Annotated in this window: 21 protein-coding genes; 13 read left to right on the plus strand and 8 right to left on the minus strand. The window is 60.0% G+C overall.

The genetic code is table 11. The features are described from left to right. Window positions 1-4: 4 nt before the first annotated feature. On the minus strand, window positions 5-2,377 hold the full coding sequence (locus K328_RS0109500; protein ID WP_051284691.1) for an efflux RND transporter permease subunit: 2,373 nt from the start codon (window positions 2,375-2,377) through the stop codon (window positions 5-7). A 112-nt stretch (window positions 2,378-2,489) separates the two neighbouring features. Between K328_RS0109500 and K328_RS0109505 the strand changes: the two genes are divergently transcribed. After that, window positions 2,490-3,122 carry a TetR/AcrR family transcriptional regulator gene (locus tag K328_RS0109505; protein ID WP_028465787.1) on the plus strand — a complete coding sequence of 211 codons (633 nt, stop codon included), beginning with the start codon at window positions 2,490-2,492 and terminating at the stop codon, window positions 3,120-3,122. Window positions 3,123-3,166: 44 nt separating this feature from the next. Here K328_RS0109505 and K328_RS0109510 read toward each other — a convergent pair whose 3' ends face one another. After that, on the minus strand, window positions 3,167-4,072 hold the full coding sequence (locus K328_RS0109510) for an allantoinase PuuE (protein WP_028465788.1): 906 nt from the start codon (window positions 4,070-4,072) through the stop codon (window positions 3,167-3,169). Window positions 4,073-4,210: 138 nt separating this feature from the next. On the opposite strand from K328_RS0109510, the gene K328_RS23270 reads away from it, so the two are divergent. Then, complete coding sequence (locus tag K328_RS23270) at window positions 4,211-5,203, plus strand: NAD-dependent epimerase/dehydratase family protein (RefSeq protein ID WP_051284692.1); 993 nt, start codon at window positions 4,211-4,213, stop codon at window positions 5,201-5,203. Window positions 5,204-5,252: 49 nt separating this feature from the next. On the opposite strand, the gene K328_RS0109520 is transcribed toward K328_RS23270, so the two are convergent. Together K328_RS0109520 and K328_RS0109525 are read right to left on the minus strand one after the other, a co-directional pair. Beyond that, on the minus strand, window positions 5,253-6,488 hold the full coding sequence (locus K328_RS0109520; RefSeq protein ID WP_028465789.1) for an aspartate aminotransferase type Ic: 1,236 nt from the start codon (window positions 6,486-6,488) through the stop codon (window positions 5,253-5,255). An 87-nt stretch (window positions 6,489-6,575) separates the two neighbouring features. After that, window positions 6,576-7,298 carry a transporter substrate-binding domain-containing protein gene (locus K328_RS0109525; RefSeq protein WP_028465790.1) on the minus strand — a complete coding sequence of 241 codons (723 nt, stop codon included), beginning with the start codon at window positions 7,296-7,298 and terminating at the stop codon, window positions 6,576-6,578. A gap of 282 nt (window positions 7,299-7,580) precedes the next feature. Here K328_RS0109525 and K328_RS0109530 point away from each other — a divergent pair, with 282 nt between their 5' ends. Then, the gene (locus tag K328_RS0109530) at window positions 7,581-7,958 is read left to right on the plus strand and encodes a hypothetical protein (RefSeq protein WP_028465791.1); all 378 of its coding nucleotides are present in this window, start codon (window positions 7,581-7,583) and stop codon (window positions 7,956-7,958) included. After that, the gene (locus tag K328_RS0109535) at window positions 7,955-8,143 is read left to right on the plus strand and encodes a helix-turn-helix transcriptional regulator (protein WP_028465792.1); all 189 of its coding nucleotides are present in this window, start codon (window positions 7,955-7,957) and stop codon (window positions 8,141-8,143) included. Before K328_RS0109530 ends, K328_RS0109535 begins: the two co-directional genes overlap by 4 nt. A 9-nt stretch (window positions 8,144-8,152) precedes the next feature. Here the strand turns inward: K328_RS0109535 and K328_RS0109540 are convergent, their stop codons facing one another. Further along, the gene (locus tag K328_RS0109540) at window positions 8,153-9,001 is read right to left on the minus strand and encodes a TauD/TfdA dioxygenase family protein (RefSeq protein ID WP_028465793.1); all 849 of its coding nucleotides are present in this window, start codon (window positions 8,999-9,001) and stop codon (window positions 8,153-8,155) included. Window positions 9,002-9,093: 92 nt separating this feature from the next. After that, window positions 9,094-9,615, minus strand: a complete 522-nt coding sequence (locus tag K328_RS0109545) for a CIA30 family protein (RefSeq protein ID WP_028465794.1) — start codon at window positions 9,613-9,615, stop codon at window positions 9,094-9,096. 335 nt (window positions 9,616-9,950) lie between these two features. Between K328_RS0109545 and K328_RS25740 the strand changes: the two genes are divergently transcribed. Together K328_RS25740 and K328_RS0109560 are read left to right on the plus strand one after the other, a co-directional pair. Continuing rightward, the gene (locus tag K328_RS25740; protein WP_051284693.1) at window positions 9,951-10,997 is read left to right on the plus strand and encodes a hypothetical protein; all 1,047 of its coding nucleotides are present in this window, start codon (window positions 9,951-9,953) and stop codon (window positions 10,995-10,997) included. Window positions 10,998-11,093: 96 nt separating this feature from the next. Beyond that, window positions 11,094-11,468, plus strand: a complete 375-nt coding sequence (locus K328_RS0109560) for a VOC family protein (protein WP_028465795.1) — start codon at window positions 11,094-11,096, stop codon at window positions 11,466-11,468. Window positions 11,469-11,492: 24 nt separating this feature from the next. Here the strand turns inward: K328_RS0109560 and K328_RS0109565 are convergent, their stop codons facing one another. Both K328_RS0109565 and trhO read right to left on the minus strand, forming a co-directional pair. Continuing rightward, window positions 11,493-12,182, minus strand: coding sequence for a glutathione S-transferase (locus tag K328_RS0109565; protein ID WP_245577434.1), 690 nt, complete (start codon window positions 12,180-12,182; stop codon window positions 11,493-11,495). After that, window positions 12,175-13,173: an oxygen-dependent tRNA uridine(34) hydroxylase TrhO gene (gene trhO, locus K328_RS0109570; RefSeq protein WP_281169429.1), complete on the minus strand. Its 999-nt coding sequence runs from the start codon at window positions 13,171-13,173 to the stop codon at window positions 12,175-12,177. The genes K328_RS0109565 and trhO overlap by 8 nt, the downstream gene beginning before the upstream one ends. Before the next feature lie 198 nt (window positions 13,174-13,371). Here trhO and K328_RS0109575 point away from each other — a divergent pair, with 198 nt between their 5' ends. The 7 genes from K328_RS0109575 to K328_RS0109605 all read left to right on the plus strand — a co-directional run bounded on the left by K328_RS0109575 (window position 13,372) and on the right by K328_RS0109605 (window position 19,182). Continuing rightward, window positions 13,372-14,292: a dihydrodipicolinate synthase family protein gene (locus K328_RS0109575; protein ID WP_028465798.1), complete on the plus strand. Its 921-nt coding sequence runs from the start codon at window positions 13,372-13,374 to the stop codon at window positions 14,290-14,292. Between the two features lie 92 nt (window positions 14,293-14,384). Then, window positions 14,385-14,774, plus strand: coding sequence for a hypothetical protein (locus tag K328_RS26635; RefSeq protein ID WP_036553288.1), 390 nt, complete (start codon window positions 14,385-14,387; stop codon window positions 14,772-14,774). A 185-nt stretch (window positions 14,775-14,959) separates the two neighbouring features. Beyond that, on the plus strand, window positions 14,960-15,325 hold the full coding sequence (locus K328_RS0109585) for a hypothetical protein (RefSeq protein WP_028465799.1): 366 nt from the start codon (window positions 14,960-14,962) through the stop codon (window positions 15,323-15,325). A gap of 82 nt (window positions 15,326-15,407) precedes the next feature. Continuing rightward, a complete protein-coding gene (locus K328_RS0109590) occupies window positions 15,408-15,965 on the plus strand; it encodes a cupredoxin domain-containing protein (RefSeq protein WP_028465800.1) in 558 nt (185 codons plus the stop codon). 58 nt (window positions 15,966-16,023) lie between these two features. Then, entirely contained in the window at window positions 16,024-17,775 is a 1,752-nt protein-coding gene (locus K328_RS0109595; protein WP_036553291.1) for a copper resistance system multicopper oxidase, read from the plus strand. 3 nt (window positions 17,776-17,778) lie between these two features. Further along, entirely contained in the window at window positions 17,779-18,480 is a 702-nt protein-coding gene (locus tag K328_RS0109600) for a copper resistance protein B (protein ID WP_028465802.1), read from the plus strand. Window positions 18,481-18,687: 207 nt separating this feature from the next. Further along, entirely contained in the window at window positions 18,688-19,182 is a 495-nt protein-coding gene (locus K328_RS0109605) for a DUF302 domain-containing protein (RefSeq protein WP_051284694.1), read from the plus strand. Window positions 19,183-19,202: the final 20 nt, after the last annotated feature.

Here is a 19,202-nt window from a genome sequence, read left to right on the forward strand (position 1 = left end):
TTTCTTACTCCGCAGCTTGAGCAATGGGCGCCTGTCCGGCGTCCCGGTCTTTGCGCCGGCCGTCGAGCAACAGCAGCATGGCCGGCAACAGGAGGAAGTCGATGATGATGGCCATGACCAGCGTGATCGCGGTCAGCATCCCCATGGACCCGTTGATCTTGAAAGTGGAGAGGGACAGCACCGCGAACCCGGCGACCAGGATAGCGGTGGTGACCCAGAGCGCCGTGCCGACCGTCGAGAAGGCATAGCGCACCGCGTCCTCCGCATCCTCACCCCGCTCGACCCGGGCGCGCCGGTATTTCGAGAGGAAGTGCACCGTCGCATCGACGATGATCCCGAGGCTGGTCGCGGTCACGACCGAGGACGCCATGCCGACCTCGCCGACTGTCAGCCCCCAGATCCCGAAGGCCATGGCCGCCGGCACCAGATTGGGAGCCAGCGAAATAGCGCCGAGCTTCGGGCTCCGGAGCGCGATGGTCAGCGTTGCAGAGATCAGCAGGAAGGCGAAGAAAGTACCGGTCAGCATGCCCTCGATATTGCGCTTGGCAATATAGGCGAACATGACGAACGGCCCCGAGGCCCGGGTTTCAGCCGCACTCGGGAAGTGATCCTGGAGCCAGGCCGAGGCTTCCTCGTCCAGCGCCCGGAGCTCATTCGTGGTGATGTTCTCCAGTGTGGCAATGACCCGCACCGCCGACTTGTCGACATTCACCTGATTGTTCAGGTCGAGCCCGAACGGCAGGGACATCTCGAACAACAACAGATACTGCGCGGCAAGGTCCCGTTCGTCCGGCAGCTTGTACCAGTCCGGGTCGTCGCCATGCATGTTCTTGTTCAGGCGTTTGAAGATGTCGGTCAACGTGAGGACGTGGACCACCTCACCGCGCGCCCTCAGGAACTGCGTGAAACCCTCGAGACGGCGCAGATAATCGGGATCGGAGATCCCGCCGCTCTCGGCCGCCGGAATGCTCCACTGGGCCTGATAGATGCCGGAGAGATTGTCCGTCGCCCAGTCCGTGTCGTTCCGGAACTGGATGCTCTTGTCGAAATACTTCACGAACTGATCGTTCAGCTCGATCTTCGGAATAAAGGCGACAAGTCCGGCAACGAGGGCGAGCGTGCCGATCATGATCGGGCCACGGCGCCGGATAACGAATTCCGCCAAGCGCTCCATGGCCACACTTTCATGCTCCTCCCGCGGCTTGATACGCACCGGCAGAACGGCCATCAGGGCCGGCAGGAAGGCGATGGAGAAGAACCAGGCCGCCCCCACACCCATTGCCGTGATGTTGCCAAGATCGCGGAACGGCGGCGCGTCCGAGAAGTTCAGCGACATGAAGCCGATCATGGTTGTCAGGCTGGTCAGGAAGACCGGCTGGAAATTCACCCGAAGGCTCTCCACCAGCGCATCCCGCTTGGACATCCCGCGCCTCATGCCGTGGAACATGCTGATCAGCACATGGACTGAATCCGCGATGGCCAGGGTCAGGATGATGGTCGGTGCCGTGACAGATGGTGGTGTCAGCTGAATACCGAGCCAGCCGGCCAGCCCCATCGCCGTCATGGCCGAGAACGCGATTACCAGAAGCGTCGCGAATGTTCCCGAGATGGACCGCAGAAGCACTGCCATGACCAGCAGCAGAACCCCGTACATCAGCGGGATGAGGGTCTGCATGTCGTTCTGCGCGGAAACCGAGAAACTGTTGTTGAGTGCCACCGAGCCAGTGATCGCCAGGGTGATGTTCGGATTATCGGCTCGGAAATCAGCGACCAGCCCGTCGACATGGGCCATCGCCTCCGGCACCTCCGTCAGCTCCTTCTGGGGCAGCGTGATGGTGATGTTGACCATTGTTGTCCGGGCGTCCGGGGAAATGATCCGGTCCCGCAACAGCGGCTCGGTCATCGCCGCCGCGCGAATACGCTGCAGATCGGAGGCATCAAGCGGACTTCCAGCCGGCACCAGATCGTCAACGATCAGATCGTCTTCTTCCGCCGTGCTGTTCTGGAAATTGGAGATACTATCGACGCGCGTTGCGAAGGGTACCTGCCAGGATTCCTCCGTCAGGTCCCGGATAGCGGCAAGCATGTCAGCCTGGAACACATCGCCATTCTTCGGCTGCAGCACCAGGGAGATATTGTCTTCCTTGTTGAACACCCGCTGCAGCGATTCAAACGCCTGAAGCTGCGGATTTTCCTTACTGAAGAAGACACGATAGTCAGTGGAAAAGGACAGGAACTGGCCACCGAAGCCCGCCCCCAGTGTTAGCAAAATCGAGACGGCGATAACCGCCCAACGCCAGCGAATGACCCAGTGGGCATATTTCGCTGCCCATCCGGCCTTCCGTATAGCGGAATCCCCGGAACGTACGTCCGACATCGGCCCCTCCTACGACTCAGAGAACGTGCTACTGTCTCTTAGGTGTTAAAAAATAGACTACACCGTGCAGTGTACGTAAACTTAGTAGTGTACCGAGAGACTTCAAGGACTCATGGTAAAAACCGATCAGAATTTTCCGGACAGCGAGCCGTTAACCGAAAAACAGCGACAAATCGTTGATGCTGCCTGCAAACTTTTCACGGAACAGGGGTACGAAGTTACCTCGATGGACAAGGTTGCCGCGGAAGCCAATGTCTCCAAGCGCACGGTGTACAGCTACTTCGATAGCAAGGAGCACCTGTTTTGCACTGTCATGGGGGGAATGTGCGCCGGTTTCGGCGAGCCCAATTCCGATGACATCGATTATTCCGGAACGCCTCGCGAAGTACTGACTGATTGTGCACTTCTGATCCTGGCGAAAGTGAACAACCCCGAAAAACTACGATTGATGCGCACCGTGATCGCGGAGGCCGAGCAGTTTCCACTGATCGGGGAAACCTTCTGGAATGAAGGCCCCGGCAAGATGCGCAACGAGCTGGCGGGCTATATAGGCAAAATGCAGGATCAGGGCCTTCTCAGGAAAACCGACCCGGCCATGGCTGCAGCGCATTTCCAGGGATTTGTAACCGGACCATTCCTGATCCAGAGATTGTTTACCTCTTCCTGCGACTGGACAGCCGAAGACGCGATAAATTCGGTCGGCCCTGCCGTCGAGAGTTTTTTGAAAGCCTACGCGCCGGACTGATATGCGCGGACTAGAGGTCGGGCCCGGTTATATCCCTCCGCCAATCAGCGATATGGATGATGCTCCCACCAGTGTCGGGCGATATTCAGCCGCCCCGTCACCCAGACATCATCGAACCCTTTGATGTAATCGAGCAGGCGCGCCAACCCGGCAGCCCGTGCCGGATGGCCGATGAGCCGCGTGTGCAGACCGATCGACATCATCTTCGGCTGCGTCGCCCCCTCCGCATACAGCATGTCGAAGCCATCCCGGATAAACTCGAAGAACTGCTGGCCGGTATTGAGCCAGCCCCGTGAGAATTTCGAGTCGTTGTGGGTCAGGGAATACGGCACGACGAGATGCGGGTTGCCATCGACTTCGACCCAATAGGGTAACTCGTCGTTATAGGCGTCGCTGTCATAAAGAAAGCCGCCTTCCTCCACCAGAAGCTCCCGCGTCACCTCCCCCGGGCCGTGACGGCAATACCAGCCGAGAGGGCGCTCTCCGAGTGTCTTCTGCAAGGAAGCGACGGCGCGCTGGATATGCTCCTGTTCCTCGTCACGCTGGAGTTTGAAGTGCTCCTCCCAGCGCCATCCGTGGCAACAGATATCGAAACCCGAGGACCGGATTGCCGCCGCCAGTTCCGCATTGCGCTCCACCGCCAGAGCGCAGGTGAAGAAGGTGGCCGGCATTTCCCGTTCCTGAAACAGACGCAGCACCCGCCAGAACCCGACCCGGCTGCCATACTCGAACATCGACTCTGCGGCGAGATCGCGGCTGCCCGGCATATTCGGCGAACCCGGCGATTCCGTCAGGCCGGACTCGGAGAACCCGTCACCGTCATGAATCGAATATTCCGATCCCTCCTCGATATTGACGACAAAGTTCACCGCCAAACGCGCCCCGCCAGGCCAGTGCGGATCCGGCGGATTGGCCCCATAGCCGACAAAGTCGCGCGGATATGCAGTCATGCTCCTGAACTCCCCAACTGTACGCGGGGAAGACTAGCGCGTGACCGTCCAAGGTGCGATGCCTTTGGAACTTCTTGGAAATAAACCCACCTGCATTAGGATCACCCCTACAAGTCAACGGGCGAACTGGAGAGAGAAATGGCAGTGCTGATTTTGGGCGGCGCGGGTTTTGTCGGCCTCAACATCGCGGAGGCATTGCTGGCGAAGGGCGAAACCGTCGTCGTGTTCGACCGGCGCCCGATCCCGGCTGCCGCCAAGCGCGCCTTCGAGACGCATCCGGGCACTGTCGTCGAAACCGTCGGCGATGCGCTCAAGGACGGCGCCATCCTCTCCGCCCTGAAGGAAAACAAGGTCGACCGGATGTTCTGCGCCGCCGCGATCACTGCTGGCCCGGAACGGGATGCCAACGCCCCGCGCTCGATCCTCGAGGTCAACCTGATGGCGTTCACCGCCGCTCTGGAAGCGGCTCGCGATGCCGGGCTGAAGCGGGTGATCAATGTCGGCTCCACTGCCGCCTATGGCACAACGGCCTTCGGTGACAAGCCACTATCCGAAGACCTCCCAGCCTGGCCGCACAACATGTACTCGACGACGAAGTTTGCCTCCGAATGCATCACCCGCCGGCTGGCCGAGCTGTGGCAAATGGACATGTTCAGCGTCCGCCTCTCCGGCGTGTTCGGCCCGTGGGAAGTCGATAGCGGATTGCGCGACACGCTGAGCCCGCAGATGCAGGCATCCCTCATCGCCCTCAAGGGCGGCGAGGCGACATTGCGCTACCGCGACATGCGGGACTGGACCTACAGCCGCGACATCGCCGACGCGCTGGTCAGGCTGATCAATTCGGAGAGCCGTCCATACGATGTTTTCAACATCAGTTGCTCAGATCCCTGGAGCACGGCCGACTGGTGCGAATTGCTGGCAGGCGGCTATCAGGACTTCTCCTGGCGTCTCGCCAAACCGGAAGAAGAGCCAACCGTGAACCTGCATGGCGACACAGACAGGCAACTGCTGGTGAGCGCGCGCCTGAAGGAAGCACTCGGCTGGTCACCCGATCTGAACCCGGAGCGGAGCTTCGCGGATTTCAAGAAATGGGCGGACAATTACGGAGACTATTGGCTGAACAACGCCTGACGCATCCGTTCCCGCCAAACTCGATTGCGCAAGAATGGCGGGACCGCGATCAGCCCCCTGCCGTCTTCCGCAAACACACCATCTTCGCCGTGGTGCAGAACACTTCCATCGCGCGCTCCAGCTCATCCACCGTCGGCATGGTCGGAGCAAGGCGGATGTTGCGGTCGCGCGGATCTTTGCCGTAGGGGAAGCAGGCGCCGGAAGCGGTGAGCTTCACGCCGGCCTCGGCGCAGAGCTTCACGGTTTCCGCTGCACAACCATCCGATAGGTCGACGCTGACGAAATAACCGCCCTCGGGCTTGGTCCAGCTGGCCAGATCTGTGCCTTCGAAGGCTGCGGTCAGCGCTTTTTCCACAACGGCGAATTTCGGCGCGATGATCTCGGCATGCTTGACCATGTGTGCCGCGATTCCAGCCGTATCCTTGAAGAAGCGGACATGGCGGAGTTGATTGACCTTGTCCGGACCTATGCTGGAATAGAACATTCGCTCCAACTGATCGTCGATGTTGGTTTTGGAGGCGGACATCGCTGCCACCCCGGCGCCGGCCAGAGTGATCTTGGACGTCGAGACAAAGGTCAGGATACGGTCTGCATTACCCGCCGCCTCCGCCACTTTCTGTATGTTTTTGACCGTCGCTATGTCACCGGTCAGATGGTGCACCACATAGGCGTTGTCCCACATGATCCGGAAATCCGGCGCGGCGGTCTTCATCGCCGCCAGCCGATCCACCGTCAGGTCGGAATAGACCGCGCCGGTCGGGTTGGAATATTTCGGAACGCACCAGATGCCCTTGATGGATGCATCTTCGGCAACCAGCGTCTCGACCGCATCCATGTCCGGCCCGTCATCCAGCATCTCGACCGGGATCATCTCGATGCCGAGCCGCTCGCAGATGGCGAAATGTCGGTCATAGCCCGGCACCGGGCAAAGAAACTTCGCCCCCGTCCACGGACCGTCACCGCCCGGCACGCCGAACATGACCGCCCCCAGAAGCGCGTCATACATCATCTGCAGACTTCCATTGCCGCCCGCGATGACCAGGTCCGGGGTGGTTTCCATCAACTCCGCGAACAGCGCCCGCACTTCCGAAATACCGGCGAGAATGCCGTAATTGCGGTAATCGGTGCCGTCAGCGCCCTTGCAATCGTCACTGCTGACGAGATCGAACATCGCCGCCGCCAGATCGAGCTGGGCCGCCGAGGGCTTGCCCCGCGTCATGTCGATATTCTGGTTACGGGACTTCAGATTGCGGTAGGCGGAGGAAAGGGTTTCGAGGTCGGACATGGGCTCGATCCGGTTACACTGTTGCGGTGCAGCGGACGCTAGCAGAGGAGCGATTCAGAGGCCAGAGCCGGATTGTCCCAGTTTACTTCAGGACGCGACAGACAGCCGGCCACGCTGACCGAACTCGTTGATCAGCCCGTCAACCAGACCGTTCGATCTGGATTCCGAAACAAAGCGCTTTACCGCCTTGGCAAAGGCCGGATTTCCCGGCCTGACGCCGACTGCCTGACGAACCGCCGTATAGGACCCGTCCAGGACCTTTGCGCCTGGCATGCTCGCTGCGTTCTCCAGCAAAGCCGGACGAAGTCCGGCCAATACGTCCAGTTTCTGATCGCGAAACAGCTCGAACGCCGCCTTCAGTCCCGGCGCCCGCTTCAGTTCGGCATGCTTCAGGGCCCGGCTGAGATAGAGATCGTAGGCGGAGCGATCGGACACCGCGATCCGTACACCCGGCTTGTCCACGTCTTCCAGGCTCATCAGTTTCGAGCCGGCGGGCACAAGGTAGGTTGCCTCGATCTCAGCATAGGCGCCACAGAACTCTATGGTCTCCGCCCGCTTCGGGTCTTCGGCGATCAGACAGATATCCCATTCATCCCGGTCGACCGCATCGGCCACCGCGCCCGGCGAAGGATAGGTGCAATAGGAGATGCTGAAACCGAAATTGCGGGCAATGGCCGCTGCGATAGCCGGCGAGACCCCCGATGGATTCCCGCTTTCGGTCGTGCCGGTCACCAGCAGAACATTTCCGAGATTGATCCCCGCTCTCAGTTTGCCGGGCTCCGCCAGCCCGAAATCCTCGATATCGATCATCTCGATGCACTCCTTATTCACGTCACGTTCGCACGTCACAATATAGTGCTCAATTTATTCGGTGGAAACAGCAATGAAATCTCGCATACTCCTTAAATACGAAGGAATTCCAATTACCTAGCTATAAGTTGCACCCCGTAAGCCGAAGCCCCGGCTACCAGACACACCACGATCAGGGGTCGGCAAAAGAGCCATTCCGCCACTGAGCGCGCCTTAATGTAAAGCACCCTTGACACACATCGAACATCGCCTAATGTAAAACCTGCTTTACATGGAGATGACATGAAAATATCCCGTTACCTGATCGAACTCGGCGCAGCTTTTGCCGTCTACGTCGCGGCTCTCATTGTTTCAAACAGCCTGCTGAGCACTCTGGAACCGGGCCATGCGCTTGAGCCAATCATCTCACTGCTCCCCATGGTTCCCGCGGCAGCAGTATGCTGGGCGGTGATCCGGCAGGTCCGGCGGGCGGACGAGATGCAGCGGATTATTCACTTTGAGGCTCTGGCTATTGCTTTCGCCGCCACGGCGCTCTCCACCTTCAGCTACGGCTTTCTGGAAGGTGTCGGTTTCCCGAAACTCTCGATGCTTGCCGTCTGGCCGCTGATGGCCGGGTTCTGGGTTGTCGGCAGCGTGATTGCCCTCCGGCGCTATCGATGAAAAACAGCCTGAAAGCATTGCGCGCGGAACGGGGCTGGTCCCAGGCGGATCTCGCCGGATTGCTAGAAGTCTCGCGCCAGACGGTGAACGCCATTGAGAACGGCCGTTACGACCCGAGCCTGCCGCTCGCCTTCACTATCGCCCGGGTGATGCAACTGCGGATCGAGGAGATCTTCGAGGAGTAGACGGCACCTCTATCGAGGCGCCGCACCTGAAAAGGTCGTTCGATATAGCAACCGGCGGTGGCCATCATAATCGTTGGTCGCGTAATGCAGCGTCGTCCGGTTGTCCCAGATCACCACATCTCCCGCCTGCCATTTATGCCGACAGGAGAAGTCCGGCCTTGTGCAATGCCGGTAGATTTCCTGCAGGACCGGCAGGCTCTCCTCCTCACTCATCCCGTCGAGGCGGGTGGTGTAGATCGGGTTGAGGAAAAGCGCTTTTGCCCCGGTAATCGGCTCGGTGATAACGGCGGGATGGAAGGTTTCCCGATCAGCGTCCGGATCGCCCCGGGTCATTCGGATGGAGGCATTGGCCCGCGTTTCCGCAGGCGGCGCATGTTTCACCCCATAGGGCTTGCCGACATGCACAGCGTTACGACCATCCACCACGGATTTGAGCGCGTCGGGCAAACACCGATAAGCGACTGTCTGGCTGGCCCAGACCGTATCGCCGCCGACATCCGGTATTTCTACCGCGTTCAGAATCGATCCGGCGGGCGGGTTTTCCAGAAAGCTGAAATCGGCATGCCATTCCCCACCGAAGACGCCACCCCCGATCTCGGATGCTTCCTTCAGCACGGCGATGATCTCCGGGTCGTCCTCCAGCGGCGACACGTAACGCAGCTGCATCGCCGGGCCGAAGACACGGGTCAGCGCTTTCTGCTGTGGCGACGTCAGGTACTGGTCGCGCAGGACAAGCACCTGATGCTCCGCCAGGCTGCGTTTCAGAAACTCCGCACCAGAGCCGGAGATGGTCTCGGAGAGCGAAAGACATTCGATTTCCGCGCCGATGAAGCCGGTGAGTTTCGAGAGAATAGGCATGGCGGGTCCAGATGCACGAAGTTACAGCGCCAGAGGCGGCCCTGTCGCAATGCTATCCGCATTCTAGCGGCGCCGGAAGGCCACCCACCCAATCACGCGTAGAACCGGCCCCCGGAAACCGCCAGATCGGCGTCGAAGGCGCGGCCGATGGCCACGAGACCGATGCGCCGGAGCTTGGACAGATCAAGCGGCGCCTCCAGTCGATGGGCCTCGAAATCGGCAAAATCGAGCCGAACGGTATGCCAGTCCGGGTTGGCGATGAAATCCGCGCGATAGGATTGCCAGGGACGCGTCATGTCTTCGGTTCGCAGATGCAGATTGTAAGCTTCCCCCGCACCCAGCACCTGCAGCTCGATCCCTTTCCAGCCGGAGGCGTCCATCGGAGCCCCGTCCGGATTGAGATCAAGCGCCAGCTGCAGAAAGCCCCCGTTGTTTTCCAGGCTCACCTCGCCGCGCATGCGGAGCGCCACGCGGCCATCGACTGTCTCCCGCGTCATCTCTCCCGCCGAAACGCCGCCCATCACCTGATCGGAGACGAGTTGCCAGTGCGTGCCGCGAGACGACTGCGGATGCGGATGAGAAAGATCGTCGATAACCGGAGAGCCGGAAGCCATGGCGAATGTCCCAGGGATGAGTGAGGTAGCCCCTATCACGCCGAGGAACCCAATGATTTTGCGGCGGGAGATGGGCATTCTGTTTGGCAGATAGAAACACATGATACCGAGAGTTAGGCCTGCGCCCGCATCCGGAAAGGTCTCCGACACCTCGAATTGAAAGTTGATGCCTCGATCATCGGAGTATATTCCTCACCTATGAGCTGAGCGTTAACCATATTGGATCTGCTCATCATCGAGATCGCGGTGACTGTCTCCGGCAGGGAACACAATTTCTACCAGCCGATTTTCCAAGGCTCGAAGGCCACCTCAGACGCGGCAGAGGACATTTCGCAATGAAGATGGTCCGTACCCTCACAATCCTGCTTGCGACGATGTCGATCGCTTCGCCAGCAGCGGCACATATCAAGTGGTTCGAGCCTTTCGACGTCTCGGCCCAGCCCAAGTCTATCGACGCGGTACTGAGCTCTATTTTCGTAACGTTCTTCCTGATCTCGGTCGGTCTTGTTTACCTGTTTTTCGTGGTCGACCGCATAGCGCTGCGTCGCGGCATCCTGGACGCGTTCCACCAGCGGCTGAAGGTCTTCGACGGGCTTTCGATCCTGATTATGCGCGGCGCGGCAGGTCTGTTCTTTGCATCGGCGTGGGCCATGGCCGAATTCGGCGGGATCAGCTTCTACCTTGCACCGGAGCTGGCGGCCGATCAGGACTGGGTGCCCTGGTTCCAACTCGCCATAGCGCTCTGCGCGTTCAGCCGGTGGACCACGCCGCTGCTGGGTGCTGGGATCCTGCTGCTTTACGCCCTGGCACTGCGCGATTACGGCGTTTTCCATCTGATCGACTACCTGATCTTCCCGGCGATCTCCTATTTCTTCTTGGCGACCGCCAGTACCTCAAATGGGTGGAAAAAATCGGGCTTTGTGACCCTTTACGCTGTCACCGGGATCAATTTTCTCTGGCTCTCGATCGAGAAATTTGCCTTTCCGGATTGGACCTATCCGCTGCTGGCCAAACATCCTGGGATTTTGATGGGCATCGACCCGGAAATCTACATGGTGCTGGCCGGGTTCGTGGAGTTCGTGATCATCTTCACCTTGTTGGGCGCGGCCTCGGTGGCGACCCGCTTGATCGCCTTTGCCTTCCAGACCCTGCTGGTACTCGGCATCTTCGAGTTCGGCCTGGTCGATGCCATCGGCCACCTGATGATCAATGCCGTCCTGTTCGTACTAATCGTCCGCGGCCCGACCGATGCACGTTACATCCTGGTGCTCACCACAAAGTCGCCACAGATGGAGGCCTATTTTATGACCGGCCTCTACTATCTCGCCTTCGTCAACGCCTTCATCCTTTACTACGGCCTCCATACCCTGCTGCAAGGTTGAGGGTCAGTACCGACGCATTGGACGTCTTCTCGCCAGCGCTCATGCAGGCGCTGCGTCCAGAACAAGGCTCAGAGCACCGATTAAGGAAGCACGACGATGAACTTCACCCGCCACGGCATCATCCTCTTCACCAGTAATTACGAACGCTGTGTGGAATTCTACATAGGAACGCTTGGCCTCGCGGTGATGTACACAAAGGACGAACCCGGATCGCATCTCACGTGCTGCGCCTTCGGCGATGCATACCTGATGATCGAGGTCGACGGCCCGCCTCCAGCCGCACGAAAAAGCCTCGCACAAAACCCGACCAAACTACGCTTCAATGTCGAGGATGTAGAAGCCGCCGCAGCGGAACTCCGGGCCAAGGGCATCGCGCTGGAGATCGAGACCTATTCGTGGGGCACCATCGCCAACTTCACCGACCCGGACGGCAATCTCTGCTCCCTCCGCGACGAGGCGAGCTTTCATTAATCCCGCCCCACCAAAGCCGTGATTTCAGTTCAGCAACCTCTGCGCCGCAGCGCCGTCAGTGCCCTCCCTCCGGCGCATGACCGACTGGAAAATGTCCGAGTTCAGATGACCTGAGAGCCAGGCTTGCAGATCTGACAGAGGTTGGGCGTCGAACCATTCACGGCCGGTATTGGCGAACTGGCGCACGAAGGGAAATATAGCGAAATCCGCAAGGCTTGGCCGGTTTCCGAACAGGTGAGCCTGGCCTTTCAGACGCTCGTTCAAGTGGTTGAGAAAAGTCGCGCCTTCACCTCGATGATAAAGAGGATCGGTTTCGGGGCCATACCGGACAGAATACTTATAGCGGTCGAGGTGATGCTTGAAGGTCCCGTCGCACTCGCCGATCAGCGCTTCCATCTCCGCCACGCTGCCGGTCTCCGGGTTGAGCCAGCCTTCCGGGTCATGTCGCGCAAGCGTCCACCGCATGATGTCGAGGCTTTGCTCCAGCACCTGCCCATGGGGCAAATGCAGGACGGGGACCGTTCCCTTCGGGGAAAGCTTCAGCATCTCAGCTGGCTTGTCCCGAAGGACAACCTCACGGAGCACGCAATCCTGCTGGCTTACCGTCAGGGCCAGTCGCGCACGCATGGCATAAGGACAGCGGCGAAATGAATAGAGGACGGGAAGCGGGCCGCCTGAAGTCTCCGGCCCGTTGATGGCCGGGCCTTCAGTCACTTTGCTCCCCGGAGTCGGTTGACGGCACTTTATGCGCGCTACCGATATGCTTCTCGCCCCGCTGCTCCGCCAATTCCACCTGACGTTCACGCTCCTCGAAACGCCTCTTCTGCCTGTCGTCGCTGGAGCTGTGGCATAACGGGCAAGAGACACCGGGGACATAAAGGGATGAAGCCTTGTCCTGCTCATCAATGGGCATGCGACAGGCATGGCACATATCGTAGCTGCCGAGTTCCAGGCCGTGTTTTATGGACACGCGCTGGTCGAAGACGAAGCACTCCCCTTCCCACAGCGACTCTTCCGGGGGAACGGTTTCAAGATATTTCAGAATTCCGCCCTTCAGATGGAAAACATCCTCGATGCCCTGCTGTTTGACAAACGCTGTGGCCTTCTCACAGCGAATACCTCCGGTACAGAACATCGCCACCTTCTTGCCGCGAACGGCCTCGGGGGACAGGCTTTCCTGCTTCCGAAACCAGTCCGGAAACTCCCGGAACGTCGTCGTGTCGGGATCGATCGCCCGCTTGAATGTGCCGATACCGACTTCATAGGCGTTCCTTGTATCGATCAGGATGACGTCCGGATCGCTGATCAGATCGTTCCAGGCGTCGGGCTCGACATAGGTGCCGACGCTCTCGGTCGGGTCGATGTCCGGCACGCCCATCGTGACAATCTCTTTTTTCAGCCGGACCTTCATGCGGAAGAAGGGGTTCACATAGGCGAAGGATTCCTTCAGCTCCATATCCTGACAGCCGGGAATGCCGCGAATATGCGCAAGCACCGCGTCGATGCCGCTCCGGCCGCCAGCAATGGTGCCGTTGATGCCTTCGGACGCCAGCAAAAGCGTACCGTACACATCCGCCATGCGGCAGGCTTCCAGCAGCGCCGGCTGGCGAGCCTCGAAATCCGGCAGGGCGGTAAACTTGTAAAGCGCCGCGACCACGAACGGGACGTCGTTATCAGGTGCAGCGATGTGTGACGCGTCCGTCAATTCAGGAAGCTCCTTCAATCCTCGTCTTCAGTCCTATTGCGCATGCGGCGGTGTGATGACGCCAAATCTACTCCGACGCCAGAATTATATCTCAAGACCATATCAGAACCGAAGCAACACACTGCGCGGATCGGCAAGTGACATGCCTCCCGGAACGGCTCATCTTGCGTGCAAAAGAACCGAGGGAGGAAAAACACCATGACCAGCAAACCCTATTCCGGCATCTGGCCGGTTGCGCCGACGCCCTTTAGCGACGATGGCGCAGTCGATTTCGAGAGCATGAAGCGCGTCATCGACTGCATGGTGGACCAAGGTGTGGACGGCATCTGCATCCTCGCCAATTTCTCCGAGCAGTTCCTGCTGAGCGACGCGGAGCGGGCCGACCTGACCCGGCTTTGCCTTGAGCACACGGCGGGCCGCGTGCCGGTGATCGTCACCATCTCCCATTTCTCCACCGGCATTGTCGAGGCGCGGGCCCGCGAGGCGGCGGCACTGGGGGCCGCCATGGTGATGATGCTGCCGCCCTACCACGGCGCCGCGCTGAAAGCGGACGAGACCGGCATGTTCGAGCATTTCGAGCGTGCCAGCCAAGCCGGCGGCATCCCGATCATGGTGCAGGACGCCCCGCTTTCCGGCGTCGCCCTCTCCGTGCCGTTTCTGGTGCGCATGGCAAAAGAAATCGAGCAGGTGAAGCTGTTCAAGATCGAGGTTCCTCAGGCAGCGGCCAAGCTCCGCGCCCTGATCGAGGCCGGCGGCGATGCCGTCGAGGGCCCGTTCGACGGCGAGGAAGCAATCACTTTACTGGCAGATCTCGATGCCGGCGCCACCGGCTCCATGACCTCAGCCATGATCCCCGACATGATCCGCCCCGCCATCGCGGCACACCTCGCGGGAGATCGGGCTGAGGCAAAACGGATCTACGAACGCCTGCTGCCGCTGATCAATTTCGAGAACCGCCAATGCGGCTGGCGCGCCAGCAAGGCGGTGATGAAAGAAGGCGGCGTGATCGCGAGCGAGCATGTACGGCACCCGGTGGCGCCGCTGCATCCAGAAACCCGCGCGGAGTTGCTAGAACTGGCGCGGGAGGTTGACCCAATCGCGCTGAAGTGGGGAAAATGAGCGTATTCATACTCTAATCCCTAACCTCGGTTTCACATTTCTTTTGAACGGAGCGTCCTCCAGGACACGCATCACGCATTTTGGAGGAGCTTATGTTCAAGAAATCGCCCCGTACCGTAAGAATTCTGGCTTTGGCTTTGGCACTGGTCGCACCGGCTTTCCTGTTGCACAGCCCAGCCTCCGCGGGAGGTGGCGCATCCATCTGTGCCCCCTCTCCAACAGTCGCAGTTAATAGCTGCCGGATCGCCTCCGCGGACATCGTGCTCGCAACATATGTGCCCAAGGCAGCTCATGGCTTTGCCAAACACAATTTCTTGCCCGTATCCACCAAGGAATATTGCTATTTCCATCACAACTGCCGGGCGGACGGAACATATCCAAAGGGAAAAGACCCCGAGCTATACACCAAGCGGCAATGCAAAAATGGCGGCGGGAAAAGCTGGGGAACCGGCCCTCGCGACTGCCAGAACGTCAACAAGTAAACGCCCTTGCCTCGGTGCCCGCCCTCCAACCCGGGCGGGCGCTCTGGCAATAACCTGAATGTCGCCAATTAAGTACCCTGAAGCGCCGTGCTGACTTGGCGACCGTCCGCGTTTCAAAGGGAAAGTCATAGCGGTAAAGTTTATCGCTTGACCTTCCAGTCGGTGGAAGCCTTAAAAAAGACTTCATGTGGCGAACAACATTCATAGCGGCAGCGATCCTGCTGATGACGGCGCTCCCGTCGTTCGGGCACGGCATGCCAGCACATGATGGCATCTCGAGCGCGGCTATCGATAACGCCATTGGCGCGCCGATAGATCACGAGGAAATTGCTCGGATCATTGCCGCGTTTTGCCCGGACACCGGATGTTCGGACAATCAGGTGACGACATGCGCTGACTTAACCGCATCCCACTGCCATACCGGCTTTTTTCCTCCGGAAACCGGACACCTGGTTTCATCGGGCCATATCGGTTTCTCACTCTTCACCACTCCAGACGCACAGCTCCGGGGAATCAGTCTCACCGCCGAGACACCGCCTCCACGTATCTGACCGGATTTCAATCACTTCAGGCGCCCGCCATCCGGCCGGGCCGCTGAATTCAGAAATCTACTCAGTTCGTGAAGGAACACACATGTCCTCTTCCAGCATCCTTGGCGCTGTCCTTGGCGCCAGCCTTTCGTTTGCCCTGCTCTCCTCAGGCCCGGCCCTTGCTGCCGGCTCGCATGGCGGCGGTCACGGTATGCACGATATGAAAATCGGCAAGCCGGGTGACCCCGCCAAGGTCTCCCGAACCATCGAAATCACCATGTACGACAATTATTACGAGCCTGAATCACTGGACATAAAGGAAGGCGAGACCATCCGCTTCGTGGTCCGCAACGCCGGCGAATTCGTGCATGAATTCAACATCGCCACGGCGGCGATGCACGAGGCCCACCGTCCGGAAATGATGATGATGATGGAGCACGGCGTACTCGAGCCGGATCGCATTAACCTTGAAGCGGCGAAGGCCATGCAAGCGTCCATGGGACACGGCATGCATAACGAGGCAAACAGCGTGCTGCTGGAGCCAGGCAAGTCCGGCGAGATCGTCTGGACCTTCCCGAAGCATGCAGACCTCGAATTCGCCTGCAATGTGCCAGGCCACTACGAGACCGGTATGCACGGCAAGGTCAAACTGAGCCACTGACGCAAGCATGCGCAGTCGCAGAGCTGCCGATCACCATATATTCGACTGGAACTCATCCATGACAATCGGACTTTTGCGCCGGGCATTCCTGCTCGGCGCCGGTCTGGCGGCAGCGCTCTCGGGCGCCGCCACGGCTGGCGAATACTCTCTCACCGTCGACCCGGTCACGGTCGACACCGGCGCCTTCACCCGCAGCGGCATCGGTTATAACGGCGCCACGCCGGGACCGGTTCTGCGCTTCAGGGAAGGCGAGGATGTCACCATCAGGGTGACGAATAACCTCAGCGAGCCAACCTCGATCCACTGGCATGGCCTGATCCTGCCCTTTGAGCAGGATGGCGTGCCCGGGATCAGCTACGAGGGCATTGCACCCGGCGAGACCTTCACCTACCGCTTTCCAATCGTGCAGAGCGGCACCTACTGGTTCCACAGCCATACCGGCTTCCAGGAACCGGACGGGGCCTACGGCGCCATCGTCATCGAGCCGACGAAGCGCGAGCCGTTCCGCTATGATCGCGAATACGTGGTTCAGCTGACCGACGCGCATCCGCATTCGGGCAACCGCATCATGCGCAACCTCAAGATGATGCCGGATTACTACAACCGCAAGCAGCGCACCCTGTTCGACTTCCTGCGGGACACCAGGGAGCAAGGCTTCGATGCCGCGCTGTCGGACCGCTCTGCCTGGGGCGACATGCGGATGATGCCGACCGACATCGAGGATCTTCAGGGCTTCACGCCCCTGATGAACGGCAAAAGCTCGGCACAGAACTGGACCGGCCTGTTCACGCCGGGAGAACGCATCCGGCTGCGCTTCATCAATTCGTCCGCCATGACCTATTTCGACATCCGGATACCCGGTTTGAAAATGACGGTCGTGCAGGCGGACGGGAACAATGTCCTGCCGGTGCCGGTCGACGAGTTCCGGATTGCCGTCGCCGAAACCTACGACATCCTGGTCCAGCCGAAAGAGGACACGCCCTTCGCCATTTTCGCCGAATCCATGGGCCGGACATCCTCCGTACGCGGGACACTCGCCACGGCCGAAGGTCAGAAAGGTGATATCCCGGACCTGCGCAAGCCGCCACTGCTGACCATGGCGGACATGGGCATGGCCCATGAAGGCATGGATCACGGCGCCATGAGTATGGCCGGCGGCACGCACACGATGCCGGACGGCTCGGCCATGAAAGGCATGGATCACAGCAAAATGGCGATGCCCGTCGGCGCACATACGATGCCGGACGGCTCCACCATGAAAGGCATGGACCACAGCACCATGGACATGGGCACCTCCGACCCGTTCTACGCTCCGGGCAGCGGCCTCATGCCGACAGCGGCGAACGGCGGCAAGTTCCTCTCCTACAATGATCTGAGAACCCAGAAACCGCTCTACCCCCATCGCGAGGCGACCCGCGAAATCGAGCTTCGCCTGACCGGCAACATGGAGCGTTACATGTGGTCGATCAACGGCATCAAATATGCCGACGCCGAGCCGATCCGGCTGCAATATGGAGAACGGGTCCGCTTCAAGTTCGTCAACGAGACCATGATGACCCACCCGATGCACCTGCATGGCATGTGGTCGATCCTTGATACCGGCAAGGGCAAGTGGAACCCGGTCAAGCACGTGGTCAGCGTCGCCCCCGGCACCACACTCTTCATGGAGACCGAGGTCGACGCGCCGGGCCAGTGGGCGTTCCATTGCCACCTGTCCTACCACGCCGACAGCGGCATGTTCCGCAAGGTCATCGTCGAGGGCGGCCCCGAAGGCAAGGCCGCCGCACTCCCTGTGAAGACGGAGGGCTGAGCGATGTTCACACGATACGCAGCCCTTTCCGCTTTTTCGGCTTTCCTTCTCGCCAGCCCGGTATCCGCCGAACAGCTCTTTTGGGGGATCCAGGCGGAGCAACTGGAATGGCGCAGCGGCGAAGGCTCCGAAGCCTTTGCCTGGGATGCCGACGCCTTTGTTGGCACGGACGAGTTGAAGGTCGTCTGGCGCAGCGAGGCGGAATACGCCACAGGGCCGAGCAGTTTCGAGACCCTGGAGAACCAACTCCGCCTGCAGGTCCCGGTGAGCACGTTCTTCGATGCCGTGGCGGGGGTGCGCTATGACAGCCCGGACGAAGGCCCGCACCGGACCTATGGTGTGCTCGGACTGCACGGCCTCGCCAAGCAGTGGTTCGAGGTGGATGCGGATCTTTACCTCTCGGAATATCCGTCCGCCCGCTTCGAGGTCGAGTATGAAGGCCTGATCACCAACCGCGTGATCTTCACCCCGAGCATTGAGCTGGACATCCCCCTCGTCGACGACGAAGCGACCTCACGGGCGGCCTTCGGCCCGAAACTCGAAGTCGGCGGCCGCCTGAGTTACGACCTGCTTGATCGCGCCATTGCACCCTATGTCGGCGTGCATTGGGAGCGGACCTTCGGCAAGAGTGGGCGGCTGGTCCGGGCCGAGGGCGAGGATGATGACGTGGTCTCGCTCGTCGTCGGCTTCCGTCTGATGTTCTAGGCGGACACACCATCGCCCCGGGATGCGATCCTCCTCCCGGGGTGGATGGTGTGCGTGCTTGCTGCGCTCAAATGGGAAAGTGAATGCGCCGGCCCGGGCCCGTTGCCTAAATATTCAATAGCGCGAATGTGACTGTTGATCGCGGGATGGTCGCAATAGGGTTCGCATTCAATTGAGAATTCAGCCTCAGGCCAAGGAGAAAATCTCGTGCGACACAAGCTACACATAGGCGCTTTGGCAGTGTTATTTCTTGGCGTCATCACCTTGGCTCCCAGTCTCGCCCGGGCCGAAGGCGACGGGATGATCGTCAAGACGAGCGACTTCGGCGTGACCAAGACTCTCGACCGCCTCGGCATCGCGCTTGAGCGAGCGGGCATCACGATCTTTGCCCGGATCGATCATGCCAAGGGCGCCAAGAAGGTCGGCATGGAGCTGGCGCCGACGGCCCTGATCATCTTCGGGACACCGAAAATCGGCACGCCGCTGATGCAGTCTAACCCGAAGATCGGACTGGACCTGCCGCTGAAAGCGTTGGCATGGCAGGCGGCGGACGGGTCCGTGAAGCTCGGCTATACCGATCCCGCTTGGCTGGCAAAGCGCCACGGCATCGCCGACCGGGATGAAGTGTTCAAGAAAATGACCGGCGCCCTCAACAAGTTCACGAACATGGCGATCAAAAAAGGCGGCCTGCCGAAACAGTAGGCACGAGCCCGGTCACACAG

Source organism: Nisaea denitrificans DSM 18348 (assembly GCF_000426505.1).
In the GTDB taxonomy this organism is placed as follows: Bacteria; Pseudomonadota; Alphaproteobacteria; order Thalassobaculales; family Thalassobaculaceae; genus Nisaea; species Nisaea denitrificans.

Bases quoted from the DNA above. Each gene is read 5' to 3' on its own strand.
- K328_RS0109500 (WP_051284691.1), bottom strand. From the start codon at position 2,377: ATGTCGGACGTACGTTCCGGGGATTCCGCTATACGGAAGGCCGGATGG.
- K328_RS0109505 (WP_028465787.1), top strand. From the start codon at position 2,490: ATGGTAAAAACCGATCAGAATTTTCCGGACAGCGAGCCGTTAACCGAA.
- K328_RS0109510 (WP_028465788.1), bottom strand. From the start codon at position 4,072: ATGACTGCATATCCGCGCGACTTTGTCGGCTATGGGGCCAATCCGCCG.
- K328_RS23270 (WP_051284692.1), top strand. From the start codon at position 4,211: ATGGCAGTGCTGATTTTGGGCGGCGCGGGTTTTGTCGGCCTCAACATC.
- K328_RS0109520 (WP_028465789.1), bottom strand. From the start codon at position 6,488: ATGTCCGACCTCGAAACCCTTTCCTCCGCCTACCGCAATCTGAAGTCC.
- K328_RS0109525 (WP_028465790.1), bottom strand. From the start codon at position 7,298: ATGATCGATATCGAGGATTTCGGGCTGGCGGAGCCCGGCAAACTGAGA.
- K328_RS0109530 (WP_028465791.1), top strand. From the start codon at position 7,581: ATGAAAATATCCCGTTACCTGATCGAACTCGGCGCAGCTTTTGCCGTC.
- K328_RS0109535 (WP_028465792.1), top strand. From the start codon at position 7,955: ATGAAAAACAGCCTGAAAGCATTGCGCGCGGAACGGGGCTGGTCCCAG.
- K328_RS0109540 (WP_028465793.1), bottom strand. From the start codon at position 9,001: ATGCCTATTCTCTCGAAACTCACCGGCTTCATCGGCGCGGAAATCGAA.
- K328_RS0109545 (WP_028465794.1), bottom strand. From the start codon at position 9,615: ATGGCTTCCGGCTCTCCGGTTATCGACGATCTTTCTCATCCGCATCCG.
- K328_RS25740 (WP_051284693.1), top strand. From the start codon at position 9,951: ATGAAGATGGTCCGTACCCTCACAATCCTGCTTGCGACGATGTCGATC.
- K328_RS0109560 (WP_028465795.1), top strand. From the start codon at position 11,094: ATGAACTTCACCCGCCACGGCATCATCCTCTTCACCAGTAATTACGAA.
- K328_RS0109575 (WP_028465798.1), top strand. From the start codon at position 13,372: ATGACCAGCAAACCCTATTCCGGCATCTGGCCGGTTGCGCCGACGCCC.
- K328_RS26635 (WP_036553288.1), top strand. From the start codon at position 14,385: ATGTTCAAGAAATCGCCCCGTACCGTAAGAATTCTGGCTTTGGCTTTG.
- K328_RS0109585 (WP_028465799.1), top strand. From the start codon at position 14,960: ATGTGGCGAACAACATTCATAGCGGCAGCGATCCTGCTGATGACGGCG.
- K328_RS0109590 (WP_028465800.1), top strand. From the start codon at position 15,408: ATGTCCTCTTCCAGCATCCTTGGCGCTGTCCTTGGCGCCAGCCTTTCG.
- K328_RS0109595 (WP_036553291.1), top strand. From the start codon at position 16,024: ATGACAATCGGACTTTTGCGCCGGGCATTCCTGCTCGGCGCCGGTCTG.
- K328_RS0109600 (WP_028465802.1), top strand. From the start codon at position 17,779: ATGTTCACACGATACGCAGCCCTTTCCGCTTTTTCGGCTTTCCTTCTC.